At 42.9% G+C, this 12880-nt stretch carries 11 protein-coding genes, 1 tRNA gene and 1 pseudogene; 9 read left to right on the forward strand and 4 right to left on the reverse strand.

The features are described from left to right. The first annotated feature begins 111 nt into the window (after positions 1 to 111). Positions 112 to 1125, forward strand: coding sequence for a glycosyltransferase family 2 protein (locus tag HXY43_RS03800; RefSeq protein ID WP_290880209.1), 1014 nt, complete (start codon positions 112 to 114; stop codon positions 1123 to 1125). Between the two features lie 248 nt (positions 1126 to 1373). Next, the gene (locus HXY43_RS03805; RefSeq protein ID WP_290880211.1) at positions 1374 to 2606 is read left to right on the forward strand and encodes an MFS transporter; all 1233 of its coding nucleotides are present in this window, start codon (positions 1374 to 1376) and stop codon (positions 2604 to 2606) included. A gap of 76 nt (positions 2607 to 2682) precedes the next feature. Here HXY43_RS03805 and HXY43_RS03810 read toward each other — a convergent pair. Then, a tRNA-Arg gene (locus HXY43_RS03810) sits at positions 2683 to 2756 on the reverse strand. Between the two features lie 40 nt (positions 2757 to 2796). Between HXY43_RS03810 and moaC the strand changes: the two genes are divergently transcribed. Further along, positions 2797 to 3297 carry a cyclic pyranopterin monophosphate synthase MoaC gene (gene moaC, locus HXY43_RS03815; protein ID WP_026733874.1) on the forward strand — a complete coding sequence of 167 codons (501 nt, stop codon included), beginning with the start codon at positions 2797 to 2799 and terminating at the stop codon, positions 3295 to 3297. Between the two features lie 130 nt (positions 3298 to 3427). On the opposite strand, the gene HXY43_RS03820 is transcribed toward moaC, so the two are convergent. Next, positions 3428 to 3622, reverse strand: coding sequence for a DUF2795 domain-containing protein (locus HXY43_RS03820; RefSeq protein ID WP_026733873.1), 195 nt, complete (start codon positions 3620 to 3622; stop codon positions 3428 to 3430). Positions 3623 to 3754: 132 nt separating this feature from the next. On the opposite strand from HXY43_RS03820, the pseudogene HXY43_RS03825 reads away from it, so the two are divergent. The 6 genes and pseudogenes from HXY43_RS03825 to HXY43_RS03850 form a co-directional block, all read left to right on the forward strand. Next, positions 3755 to 4429: pseudogene (locus HXY43_RS03825) on the forward strand (J domain-containing protein); the annotation flags it as partial. Continuing rightward, positions 4426 to 4680 (forward strand): hypothetical protein, encoded by a 255-nt coding sequence (locus tag HXY43_RS03830; protein ID WP_290880215.1) that lies wholly within the window; start codon positions 4426 to 4428, stop codon positions 4678 to 4680. The pseudogene HXY43_RS03825 and the gene HXY43_RS03830, both read left to right, overlap by 4 nt. Before the next feature lie 145 nt (positions 4681 to 4825). Further along, entirely contained in the window at positions 4826 to 5083 is a 258-nt protein-coding gene (locus tag HXY43_RS03835) for a 2TM domain-containing protein (protein WP_026733868.1), read from the forward strand. Between the two features lie 115 nt (positions 5084 to 5198). Next, positions 5199 to 5510, forward strand: a complete 312-nt coding sequence (locus tag HXY43_RS03840; RefSeq protein WP_026733867.1) for a DUF3181 family protein — start codon at positions 5199 to 5201, stop codon at positions 5508 to 5510. Between the two features lie 286 nt (positions 5511 to 5796). Then, positions 5797 to 6015: a hypothetical protein gene (locus HXY43_RS03845; protein WP_026733866.1), complete on the forward strand. Its 219-nt coding sequence runs from the start codon at positions 5797 to 5799 to the stop codon at positions 6013 to 6015. A gap of 484 nt (positions 6016 to 6499) precedes the next feature. Next, complete coding sequence (locus HXY43_RS03850; protein WP_290880221.1) at positions 6500 to 7315, forward strand: DUF928 domain-containing protein; 816 nt, start codon at positions 6500 to 6502, stop codon at positions 7313 to 7315. 80 nt (positions 7316 to 7395) lie between these two features. Here HXY43_RS03850 and HXY43_RS03855 read toward each other — a convergent pair whose 3' ends face one another. Next, positions 7396 to 10215, reverse strand: a complete 2820-nt coding sequence (locus HXY43_RS03855) for a CHAT domain-containing protein (RefSeq protein WP_290880224.1) — start codon at positions 10213 to 10215, stop codon at positions 7396 to 7398. A gap of 12 nt (positions 10216 to 10227) precedes the next feature. Beyond that, positions 10228 to 12738 carry an S-layer family protein gene (locus tag HXY43_RS03860; RefSeq protein ID WP_290880227.1) on the reverse strand — a complete coding sequence of 837 codons (2511 nt, stop codon included), beginning with the start codon at positions 12736 to 12738 and terminating at the stop codon, positions 10228 to 10230. Positions 12739 to 12880 lie beyond the last annotated feature (142 nt).

Raw genomic sequence — 12880 nt, forward strand, 5'->3', positions numbered from 1 at the left:
TGAATCACAAAGACACAAAGGCACAAAGAAAACTTGATGTTGAAGGCTGCACCTTGACAGGGATACCCTAAACCCCGATACCCCTACTGAAAGAGGACATAAAGAACAAATATGAGGAGTGGATTAGTTTCTAATGGGATGGCTGGACAGCATGAGGCAAAGTCCTTACCCATTCCAGATGTCTCGGTGGTGGTGCCTGTGCGTGATGAAGTAGAGAGTTTGCCTCATTTATTGGAGGCGATCGCTTCCAGCTTAAACGCCAGCAATCTCAGTTACGAAATCATCTGTGTAGATGATGGTTCCACAGATGGTTCAGCGCGGTTTCTCAAAGAACAAGCGCAAATTCGCAATGATTTAAAAGCAGTGATTCTGCGGCGTAATTACGGTCAAACTGCGGCAATGGCTGCTGGTTTCTATTACGCCCGTGGCAAAGCAGTTGTAACATTAGATGCCGACCTGCAAAATGACCCTACGGATATACCTGTGTTGTTAGCCAAGCTGGAGGAAGGTTACGACTTGGTTAGCGGTTGGCGGAAAAATCGCCAAGATGCAGCCCTAAAGCGGTTACTTCCTTCCAAAATTGCCAACTGGTTGATTCGCCGAGTTACTAGCGTGCACGTTCATGACTATGGTTGTTCGCTAAAAGCCTATCGCGCTGAATTGGTGGCAGATATGAACCTCTACGGTGAACTGCACCGATTTTTACCAGCCCTAGCGTATATCGAAGGGGCAAGAATTACAGAAATGCCCGTACGTCACCATGCCCGCCGCTTTGGTCGCAGCAAGTATGGTTTGTCGCGGACGTTCCGAGTCGTGATGGATTTGTTAACAATTTATTTTATGAAAAGGTTCCTCACTCGCCCAATGCATGTTTTTGGGTTGTGGGGTTTGATTTCCATACTTTCGGGAGGGGCAATTGGCATTTACTTGACTTGGGTAAAATTAGCTTTAGGTCAGGATATTGGCGATCGCCCTTTACTCATTTTGGCGGTTCTCTTGCTAGTGACTGGAGTTCAGCTGTTTTGCTTTGGACTGTTGGCAGAGTTGCTGATGCGTACTTATCATGAATCCCAAGGACGTCCTATTTATCGAGTGCGCGAGGTAGTCGCTAAAAATATTAAGTAATGTAAAATTAGTTAATAGTTAGTGGTTAGTGGTTAGTGGTTAGCAACCAACTACTGTACGGGCCAACAGTCCTTCGCCCCTACTACTAGTCTGTCAACTTTGAATTGATGGATTCAGATGCGACAAGCAAGACTTGGAGGACAAACCAAACAAGAGAGAAAAAGCTTTAAAATTTACCCATCAAATCAACCTTGACGCTCTACTACTAACTACTAACTACTAACTACTAACAAAAGATTACATCTGCTGTGAAAGTACTTAGTAAAACTGATACCAAACTACGGCGTAACCTGCTGATTTTGTTTGCAGCAGGTTTGTTGTTCTGGTCTAGTTTGTCTTGTTTATTGCCAACCCTACCACTCTATCTTGAAGAAGTGGGTGCAACCAAGCAACAAATCGGGATTTTGATGGGTGGTTTTGCCATTGGATTGTTGCTGTTTCGTCCCTGGCTAGGACAGTTAGCAGATAAACGGGGTCGTAAAATTGTATTGCTCATTGGTATCTTGGTAGTAGCGATCGCCCCTCTGGGTTACGGACTCACTAATTCTTTTCCTTTATTGATGGTGATACGTGCTTTTCATGGCATTAGTATCGCCGCTTTTGCGACTGGCTATTTAGCGCTGGTTGCAGATTTAGCACCACCAAACCATCGTGGTGAGATCATTGGCTACATGAGTCTGGTCAATCCGATTGGCTTAGCAGTAGGCCCTGCTTTGGGCGGTTATTTACAAGCTGCGGCCGGTGATACTGCATTATTTTTGTTATCTGCGGGACTGGGTGGATTAGGGGTCTTGTGTATTGTGCCAGTTGTCAATCCACCAATTCAAACACAGCAACAAGCCAAAGACCAAAAGACTAATTTTTGGCGCATGTTGGTTAGTCCAAGAGTAAGAATACCAGCATTTGTGATGTTGATGGTTGGTTTGACTGTTGGGAGTTTACACACTTTTGCACCCCTATTCATCAAATCCACTCAGGTTGACTTGAATGTTGGGTTGTTTTACACAGCCTCCGCCATTTCTAGCTTTAGTGGTAGGGTATTTATTGGTCGAGCCAGCGATCGCTTAGGACGGGGATTGTTTGTCACTTTAGGCTTAGTTTTCTATTCTGTCTCAATGGTGTTGATGTGGTTAGCCAATAATGTCAGTATTTTCTTAATCGCTGCTTTGATTGAAGGCGCTGGAGGCGGTACGCTGATCCCGATGGTTTCAACAATGATGACAGATCGTTCGCTGCCACAAGAAAGAGGACGTATTTTTGCTTTGTGCATCGCTGGATTTGATGTTGGCATCGCGATCGCAGGCCCTGTTTTTGGTTTTGTAGCCGAACAATTTGGCTATCGGAATATCTTCGGTGTCACTGCTGCTTTTGCTGGACTCGGCATTCTCGTCTTCCTAACTCAGTCCGGTAAGAACCTTGCCACCTCCGTGCGTTTTGCCCTCGGTCGCGGTGAAGATGTTTACGCTTTGAACAAAATCTAAATGTAGAGACGCCAGATATTGCAATAATGTAGGGACGCGAGATCTCGCGTCTCTACAAAAGCGTCTCTAAAAAGTACGGGCGAGGAGGGATTCGAACCCCCGACACCGTGGTCCGTAGCCACGTGCTCTAGTCCACTGAGCTACACGCCCTTGTTGGTCACAGGATCTAATGTTAACACATCATTACCAAATGACGCAAGAAAATTTTCCATTTCATTCTGCTGACCTTACGCATCTAGATCATCAGGGTCAAGCCCAGATGGTAGATGTGTCTGGAAAAGCACCTACAGTCCGCCAAGCAACCGCTGCTGCTAGAGTGCGGATGTTACCAGAGACCTTTGCTGCCATCCAAGCAGGGAATGCTCCCAAAGGAGATGTATTGGCAACGGCAAGACTAGCGGGAATTATGGCAGCTAAACAGACGGCTAACTTGATACCCTTGTGTCATCCCTTACCCTTGCAAAAAGTAGAAGTAACCGTCACACCCGATTCCCAATTACCTGGTTATCAAATTCAGGCTACAGTCAAAACCAAAGCTGAAACTGGTGTAGAGATGGAAGCATTAACAGCCGTTTCTGTCGCTGCTCTCACTCTGTATGATATGGCGAAAGCTTTAGAAAAGTCGATTCAAATTGAATCAATTCGATTAGTGAGTAAAACTGGCGGTAAATCAGGAGATTATTTTCAATAAGAATAAGTTCTATGTTTTTGGTAGTTGCTCGCTGATAGTGAATTGTTACAAACAACAAATAACTAACAACAAACAACTACTACTAACAGTCACCACAAGACATAGATTTATTTATGCCTACGTACTTGACTTATTTAATTGAACTTACAGCTTCACTGACATCAGTTGGAGTTTTGTACTCCTGATCGGGCAATTGCTGTAAAACAGAGATAGCATTCTCATCAGCGCCTTGCTGTTGAGCACGCTGAATCAATTCTTGTTTACTAGCTGGATAGTCCACGCCCTTCAAATGTTTTTGTAGTTGAATCGGGTTGATTTTAGCCATTTTTATTCACCTCTAAAATTCCACCTCTAAATGTCATTTCCATATTTACAACAGGATGGGTTTGTTACCTCTATCAACAAGATTAAGCAAAAAGATAAAAGTCTTAATTTCTGAAAAGCAAAATGTCATCCATTTGATGAGTTTATCAACGACCTGCTTGGTCGGTTTGGTGGTGCAGGTCGAACTGGCAGAAGTTATACTTATCGTACCTATACAGGCGGCGATCGCGACTATGGCGATTTTTTTGAAAATGTTGCCACCGAAGTACCCGCACCCGATACGGAAGCGGCTATTACCCTGACTTTTTCGGAAGCATTTCACGGTACACAGAAACGATTGCAAATCAATGGTGAAACGGTTACTGTTCGTATTCCCCCAGGTGCAAAATCCGGAAGTCGCGTTCGTATCAAAGGTAAAGGACGTCCCAGTCCGTTTTCCCAACAGCGGGGAGATTTATACTTGACAATAGAAGTATTGCCCCATCCCTTCTTCCGATTTGCAGGCGATAACCTCACTTGTGAGATTCCGATTCGACCAGATGAAGCTGTTTTGGGAACACAAGTGAAAGTCCCAACACCCGATGGTAACGTCACTATGACAATTCCGGCGGGTGTGCGTTCCGGACAATCTTTGCGGCTACGGGGTAAAGGATGGACACAACCAAAAGGAGGACGCAGCGATTTGATTGTCAAATTGCAAATTGTATCTCCCAAAGATTTGAGTTCGACCGAACGCGAGTGCTATGAAAAAATCCGCGACAGTAGCACTTTCGATCCACGTACTGCTCTAGAAGAGGTGAAACTATGAATCAAGTTAGCCTATCACGAGTGGTTGTCTCTGAAGAGGGCGATCGCCTTTACACATTTGAGTATGCGGCTTTAGTGACGCAAACATCAACTGCACTGATAGAACGTTTTGCAGCGTTGGGATTGATTTCACCGATTAATTCGATGTTGCGATCGCGCGATATTGCTCGGATCGGTCAAATTATGCGTTTGCGTCGGGATTTAGGACTAAATTTAGTTGGAGCTGCTATGGTTATAGACATGGCAGAATAAATTGCCCAACTGCGGGCACAGTTGCAAGCATACCAGTCACGGCAATTATAAGTCCAGTAGATTTTTTGAGTGGACTGCAATAATAGCCGAAAAAATCCTAAAATGAGTCAGAAAACAATTTGATTAAAATCTGTAACAAACTTGTATGCCTCCTCGTTGGCCTCGTAAACCCGATCGCAATGACCCAGCTTACCGCAAACTCGATGACCGGATGAACTTTGCCGTACATGTGGCAATATTTGCGGCGTGTAATTCTGGGTTGTGGTTTTTTCACAACTTCTTGAAAGCTACTTGGGAGTGGCTACCTTGGGTGACAGCAGGCTGGTTAGTGGTATTGTTGGCACATCTAATTTATATTGCTGCGATCGCCGACTACCGCGAGACACCACCCAAATCCACCTGAAGAATGACTAACAAGACTGGGGCGATTGTAACTTGTGGCAGTAGAATCAGCCTATTAATTGAGCAATAATAATAATGAGCATGAAAATTCGCTTCCGTTCATGAGGGTTATTTTTATGGCTAAGACTAACACTACAGAATTACTGGAAGCCCTAGCAACTGAAATTGGCGAAAACGTTTACATAGACATTGCCAAGTGGCATCTGTATTTATCTGATGCCAAATTGCATACTGTGGTTGCAGAACAAGTGTATCCCTTAATTACTGACAATAAGCCTGTAGATGAAGACGATGTTATCCAAGTTCTAGAATCCATTCCAGTCAAAATTGGCGGTGGTAGAAGAGAAATTCCTTTGATTGATTTATTGCCCTTGCAATGCCAGGTCAATTTAGTAGATATATTGGAAAAATTTCAACGCGAAATGTAATTTTTCTTGCCAAGTTTTATAAAAATATCTTGGCTAGATTTATTGCTATCTTTTCATAAATAAAAGTATAACTGCGTATCAGTTTCATTTTGCAAATTTGCTTGAAAAAGAAGGCTGATACATAGTTTTTTTATGCCTGATATTCAAGAATAGCTAATGTATCAATAATTTTAAATAGTGCTAGTAGTTAATTATAACAACAAACTACTCACCACTAAATCTCATCATCATAAATTAGTTTATTTATGCCAATCTACTTAATGCAAACTTACGGAGGTTATCCATTATGTTGCTACAAATCAAAGATACTGGCGAATTGGTTAAAATTCAGGATGTTCAAGAATTAATTGACCCTAATATTGATAGTATTCATGCTAAAGAACAACAAGGTCAGGAAGAACAAGCATCGGAATCTTATAGAAAAGAAAATCTAGTTTTTCCTTCTGGTGAAAATCTACCGCGTTGTTGGATGGACGCAAATTATAGAAACTCGAAAGCTTCCTAATTAGCCAAATTTAAAAATTGGTAAGATATAGAGACACAAACTTTTGTGTCTCTATACTTTATTTTACTATTATCAAAATATCAAAGCTTATATTGTGTCCTTGCCTCAATCAGCGCTGGCTAATACATTAACATCACATAGAGGTAAGCTCCCCGACTTCTTAAAGGATACTGTTGGTCATTCAGGAATATTATACCATTTCACGTTAATCATAATACATATAAATCCTGTAGAGACGTAGCATTGCTACGTCTCTACTTTGGTTCAACCTATTGAATAAATGGTTAAACCCACCCATATAGTAGTTAGTTGTTGCAAATAACACATAAGAAACAAAGATGACTAAACACTACAAAGACGGGTTTAGTCATGATATTTGTAGTTTTAATAAACAGGGTATCTCAGAATATCTATTACCCATTCTCACCCAGTCACCACAAAAATCTGTGATGCTTATTTGCTAATAAAAAATCACCAATGACTAATGACTAAATCAAAATGTGCGTTGACCATAACTTTTGCATTATTGTGTTACATGAGTTTTTTAGTGCCAGTAGTGGCACAATCCAATCAACTAGCCAGCAATGGTTCTGAGCGGATACAAATTCGCTTTCGAGAAAAAGAACCCGATGGATCAAGCCGAGGTAGACCTACCAAAAGAGGAGGAACAGGAAGCCGTGGCAAGTGTCCCCCCGTGGAATTGTTAACTACTGCTTTAATACCTGCAAAAAACGTGGCTTTAGCAGTAGAAGAGCATCCTACCTTCTGGTTTTTTGTCCCCTATAAGGCAACTGATGTATCTACTGGAGAGTTTGTATTACAAGATGAAGCAAACAAAGATGTTTATCGAACTGATTTCACCCTACCAAAAACACCAGGTATTGTTGGTTTGAGCCTGCCGTCTACAGCGCCACTAGCAATCGACAAAACCTATCAATGGTACTTCAAACTTTACTGTAAAGATGCAATTGATAGCGCCTCTGGAAACTTATCCAACCCAGTGTTTGTACGTGGATGGGTGCAAAGAGTAGCACTCAAACCAGACTTAGAGTATCTATTGAAATCAGCTACCACACCACGGCAGCGCATAGCTATTTATGCTGAAAATGGTATTTGGTACTCAGCTTTGAGTGAGTTGGCAAAATTCCGCTTGAGTGAGCCACAGAATCCCACCTTTAATAAGGATTGGGCTCAGCTATTGCAAGATGTTGGTCTAGAGAATTTAAGTACACAGCCTATGATTGGAGAGGTAAAAAATAAATTGGGAACAAAGAACAGGGAACGGAGAACAGGGGAATAAATTAAGAGGTTTTTAAATGTCAGAAATTAATGATTTTAAAGACTTCAAAATTTGGCAAAAAGGCAGGAAATATAACTGATTTAAAGCCAATTTCCCACTAAAACGTAGGGTGCCCATAAATAAGGAATTTCATGATCGGTTAATAGCTTCAGTTGGGCAAGACGGAGAGCTTCAGCTTTAGTAAGCTTGGTGTTTTCTAACTCTTGATAAAACTTACTCATGAGTTCAGCTGTAGATTCATCATCTACTGACCACAAAGTTGCTAACGTACTACGTGCGCCCGCCCGTACTGCTATGCCAGCAAGTCCCAAGGTAGCTCGCGTGTCTCCAACAGCAGTTTGGCAGGCACTAAGAACAAGTAATTCAATAGCGCGAGACTCACTGCCATTGCGAATTCGCAATAAGTTATCAAAATCTTTTACTTTCAGGAGTTGTTCCCAAGTGAGGATAAATGTTTTCTCAACATTAGAACTAAATTCGCCATGAGTTGCGATGTGAACTACGGTGTATGGTTCTTCTTCAATTTGGTTTTTTACATTTGTTTTAGTAAAATTCTGATTGAGAAGTTCTTCACTTTTGGGTATTGCCGACTGAATTTTTTGCAATTCGACTTCCACATTTTTGAGTGGAGCAAACTTTCGACCTTCGATGTTGCGTTGTTCGCTAACTCCGGCGGCTAAAGCATTTAGCTTTCCTCGTTGCAAAGGTTTGGGATCAATTAGCTGCAAACCAGGAGCTAGAGCAATAGCATACTTCTGGATTAAATATTGTTTATGCGTGTCGTCGTAGAGGACTGCCATAGGGATATTTCGCAAAGAACCATCCAACACAAAAACTAATGTTTTGATTTTCATTTTTGCTAGTTCGGCTTCTAGTGGTTGAATTAACCAGCTATACACCTGCCCAGAAAATTTCTTGACATCATTAATTTGGTCTGGTTCTGTTAGAGATTGCTGTAATTTCTCTAAGGCAGTTTCAACTTCACTTGCTTGTTTATAAATTGTGTAGTGGCGAAGTTCGTTTTTAGTTGGTAACTTGAGGATGATTTCCAGACGGTCTTTTAAAATAATTGGATAGATGACTGCTGTTGTTGGGTCAGTTTTGTCAACAACTTCATCAATCTGCTTTGGTGAAGGCTGCAAACAAGCTTCTCTAAAAAAGTTTTCTAGTTCCGTTAACTGGAGAGCTTCAATGACATTGCGGGCTTGCTTTAAGTTTTGTTGACTAATCCCCCCATCTACAGAGGGGGAAAGAGGGGGAGGTTGCAACAGTAAATCTACAAATTGCCGATAGACAGGTTCGACATTATCCCGAAAGGAAAACTGAACATCTGGGTTGAGGGCAACTAAATCATTGCGTAAAGAATTAAGGGTACTGACTGCTTGCTTGTAGAATGCGATCGCACCTTTAATATCGCCTTTGATTCTGAGTATATGTCCTAACTGCCATTGCCACAAATAAGCAATGTCCCCTGCCTGAATTGTTTGAGCTGTTGTTAAAGCTTGCTCAGTCAGCTTCTGGGCATTATGCACATCTTGGGTTTCGAGGTACAGTCCACCCAGCGCACCCAAAGCATAAGCAACTGAGCGGCGATCGCCATTACTGTTTGCCTGTTGAATTGCTGTTGCTAAACCTTGGGCAATTTCCTTCCACCCTGGGTTGTCTGCGATCGTAGCTCGCTTTAAACATATCAAACTTTGAGCCAAGTTAATTTCGGCAAATATTGCTGTTTGGTTGGCAGGTATCCGGGTAAGCTGATACTGTACCTCAGACGCTAATTTCTGTGCTTCTGACCATTTCTGCAATTCCAGCAATACACTCAGTTGATTAACTTGTGCTTGAATTTGCACGAGCGGAGAGCCAGAAATATCAGCCGCCTGCTGATAAGATTGGGCAGCCAGTTGATAGTACCTGGAAGCTTCCTTAGAGATAGGATTATTCGCGTTTGTGATTGTACACTGCAACGGTGTAGACTTTTCCTGGCTGACTGTATTTTGCTGGTTACGCCCTCTATTACCCAAGGCGCGTTGGGTGTTACCTAAACTCAGCAGTGCTGCACCCATTTGGGAGGGCGATCGCAATCTTTGCGCGACATCACGGCTTTGCTGCAATACCTTTAAGGACTTTTCTAATTCACCGACTAATTGCAGAACATCACCAAGGCTGCGTAAAGCGGTTGCTTTCATCAGAGAGTCTGGTTGTTTCTGCACAGAGGTAAAAAGCTGCTCTAAATTTGTGCGAGCCTGACGATAATGCCCCAAAGTTTGCTCAGCTTGAGCAATGTTTATTAAGCTACGGATTCTACTAGGTTCATCACCTATTTGCTCGTAGGTTTTAGCAGCTTGTTTCCAACTATCTAAAGCTTGTTGGGTTCTGCCTAGTTCCAATTGCAGACTACCTTGAACGTCTAACACTTGTGCTAACACCTGTAGAGACGCCAAACCTCTGTTTTGGTCAGTTTCTAAAATCTTGAGACTTTGTGTGATATTGTCATTTGCTTTTTCTAACTGTCCGAGTTGTTTCAAGGCTAAAGAAAGATTGCTTAACGCCATTGCTTCCCCTAGTCTATCTCCACTAGCTCTAAAAGCTTCTACAGCCTGTTGCAAAACCGTTACAGCTTGATTGTCATCTCCAGCATCGTAGAGTTTTCGACTTTGTTCAACCAAGGCTTGAGCATTTGACTGATTGTAGGTACTCTTTGCCTGAGCTAAAGGAAAGGCAATTTGTATGCCTGGATTTAAACTAAACTGGCAGATAATCAAGAACGCAGTTCCTAGAGCAAGTATGATTCTCCTGAGCCACCTGCTAGCGTAGAAGCAACGTGAGTGAGAAGCAACCAGCTTTAGGTAAGGTTGCACAGCGCGGAAAATTCCAGGGCGTTTTTTGCCGTTTACTTTCATATCTCTACTGTCTCAAGGGCAAGTTGGGGGAGTAAGCCAAGAACCCAAAGCCGTGGTTGTAGGTGCAGAAGCTGTCAGTACTACCTCACCAGATTTGTTAACTATCCAACCATTAGCCTCAACAATTTGATTTGGGATGGAAGATTTGGGTAATAATTCTCCCCATCTCCCAGACGCGCCATGGCGCGTCTCTACATCTCTCCCCATCTCCTGAGGCTCAAGCGTAACCCAAGGGAGCGGTACTGTATTCTCGGTGCGGAGTGCTTCGCTTGGTAGGGGTGGCAAGCCTCCACGTCCGGTGATAATAAATCTATTGCTTTGGTTAGCAGGACAGCCTTGTGCTATTAGTTTTGTAGAATCGATAGGGATAGCTGGTAATTCCACTAATCCAGAACTAGGATCTAAATCCGGGGTGTTAATTCTGACTGTGCCACTTAACTCAGAATTTGCCCCTGTAGCAGTGATATCACTGTATGAAGTAGATGTCTCACGGAACTGGATGCCGAAAAGTCCAGAGGTATTGATAGTCACATTACCTCCACGAGAGTTAACAGAATTAGCACTGATGTCGCTATTTTCTTTGGCAACAGTAACTAATAAAGGAGTATTAATACTGATGTTACCTCCATTGCCGTTACCATCTGCTGAGGCAGATATGGAACTATTGTCACGCAACAGTAACAAATCCCGTGCCACAAGTTGAATATTGCCACCTTCACCGGATGCAGTGGCAGCAGTGATACCACCATCACGCTCTAAAAAGATATAGTTAGCATCTACCCGCAAAGTCCCAGCATTGTTTGGGCCATCATTTCTGGCATCGATTCTTGCACCATCTGTAACTTTCAATTGCTGAGTTTTAATTGTCACATCTCCAGAAACACCCTTCGGTACGGGAGGTAGTCTAAACGCTCTTTGTAAAGCATTATTTACAACAGGGGCAGACGATCGCACAAAACTAAAATCGCCTGTTTGTGGGACTTTACCACCTATTTCCACAGACTCTGTAGCATTAATGACAATACTGCCAGCATCACCCGTGTCCAACGTAGAAGTACTGACTGATCCTCCATTACGAAGCAACAACTTTGATGTGTTGATTGTCACTCTTCCAGCATCTCCACCGTTGAAAGTGAGAGCAGACAAATTACTTGGCGAGAAATTGTTTGTCACTCCAATCGCTTCGATAGAGTCACGAGCATTCACGGTGACATCTCCACCATCGCCAGTACTAAAAGTTGTAGATAATATTCTTCCCCCTTGCAGAAGGGATAACTTTCCTGTTGACAAGCTGATATCTCCTGCATCTCCAGAACTGAACGCGACAGCAGAGATGAAGCTTTCCACAAAAGGATCGACGGGTGAATACCCAATCACTTGCACGGAGTCTGAGGCGTTGACACTCACATTCCCCGTCTTGCCAGCGCCGTAGGAACGAGTAGTTATTGCTCCCCCATTTCTAATAGCCAACACAGGAGTGAATATTGCAATATCTGCTCCAGTTCCATCTCCTGTGGTTTCACTACGCAAACCGCTACTAAGCATGCCATTTGAGTTGGTTCCACTCTCTTCTAAAGACCGATCGGTATTAACGCTAATGCTTCCCCCTTGTTGCTGCCCTTGATTTTGAATCAAAATGAGTGAACCATCAGTCAGCGCGACATTATTACCCTGTACCTGAACAGCACCACCGCCACTAGCATCGGCTAGGGACTGTTGCGATAGGCGAATATCTCGATAACTTTTTACGCCTTGATAATTTAGGGCAAAGCCAGAGGAAATGGGAGTAAGGCTCACCTGTCCATCATCTACACTACCTAACTCAATTCGTCCTTGTTCGGCCGTTAACGTGCCACCCTCTACATCTACATCACCACCTACCAAAGCGAGGGTTTTTCCTGGCGACACCCGCAAACCAGTTGCGCGACTACCCTTAACGATTGGTGAGAATCTAGGCGTCGCAACAGATAAATCGTATCCCGTACCTTGTACCTTTATGCTTTCTGAATTCTGTCCAAATTGCAAACCAATGGGAGTACTGACAGTCAGCAGCGGTGTAGTCTGAGGGGAAGTTGTACTGAGCTGCGTGCCATCAGCAAAGTTGATACTATTGGCTGTACTAGCTAAAAAAGAGCCACCAACGTTTAACCTAGCATTAGCACCAAAGACGATCCCATTGGGATTGATGAGAAATAAATTCGCAGTACCGTTAGCCTGAATCAAGCCATCAATATTAGAAATAGATTTTCCCGTTACCCGACTAATAATATTCTGAATATCCAAAGTATTGTTGAAAAAGGCTGTGCTGTCAGTGGGGATAGAAAACGAATCAAAGCTGTGAAATAAATTCGTGCCAACTGTTGTTCCTCCTTCTATTCTGCTAGTATTCCCTTGTTGAGTGACAGCGGAATCGACTGGTAGTGTCGCATCCGGAACAATTTGTGCTGCTGTTGGCTTGCAACAGTACGCAAACAAAAACGTACTGCCGCTAAGGAGCCACAATTGTAGAGGACGCGGTTTCATAAGCAACAGATTTACCTAAAAACTTTATTGAATATACCGCTAAAATCACCTCACTCCCAATGCAGTTCGGTTAACTTTTCCTTGGTGTCTTAGTGTCTTGGTGGTTTGAGATTTTTTCAACCACAAAGGCACAAAGACACCA

The sequence above is a fragment of the Fischerella sp. genome (assembly GCF_013388695.1).
Lineage (GTDB): Bacteria > Cyanobacteriota > Cyanobacteriia > Cyanobacteriales > Nostocaceae > PCC9605.

Excerpts from the sequence above, each read along its gene's own strand:
- HXY43_RS03800 (WP_290880209.1), top strand. The coding sequence starts at position 112 with ATGAGGAGTGGATTAGTTTCTAATGGGATGGCTGGACAGCATGAGGCA.
- moaC (WP_026733874.1), top strand. The coding sequence starts at position 2,797 with ATGACGCAAGAAAATTTTCCATTTCATTCTGCTGACCTTACGCATCTA.
- HXY43_RS03820 (WP_026733873.1), bottom strand. The coding sequence starts at position 3,622 with ATGGCTAAAATCAACCCGATTCAACTACAAAAACATTTGAAGGGCGTG.
- HXY43_RS03830 (WP_290880215.1), top strand. The coding sequence starts at position 4,426 with ATGAATCAAGTTAGCCTATCACGAGTGGTTGTCTCTGAAGAGGGCGAT.
- HXY43_RS03835 (WP_026733868.1), top strand. The coding sequence starts at position 4,826 with ATGCCTCCTCGTTGGCCTCGTAAACCCGATCGCAATGACCCAGCTTAC.
- HXY43_RS03840 (WP_026733867.1), top strand. The coding sequence starts at position 5,199 with ATGGCTAAGACTAACACTACAGAATTACTGGAAGCCCTAGCAACTGAA.
- HXY43_RS03845 (WP_026733866.1), top strand. The coding sequence starts at position 5,797 with ATGTTGCTACAAATCAAAGATACTGGCGAATTGGTTAAAATTCAGGAT.
- HXY43_RS03850 (WP_290880221.1), top strand. The coding sequence starts at position 6,500 with ATGACTAAATCAAAATGTGCGTTGACCATAACTTTTGCATTATTGTGT.
- HXY43_RS03855 (WP_290880224.1), bottom strand. The coding sequence starts at position 10,215 with ATGAAAGTAAACGGCAAAAAACGCCCTGGAATTTTCCGCGCTGTGCAA.
- HXY43_RS03860 (WP_290880227.1), bottom strand. The coding sequence starts at position 12,738 with ATGAAACCGCGTCCTCTACAATTGTGGCTCCTTAGCGGCAGTACGTTT.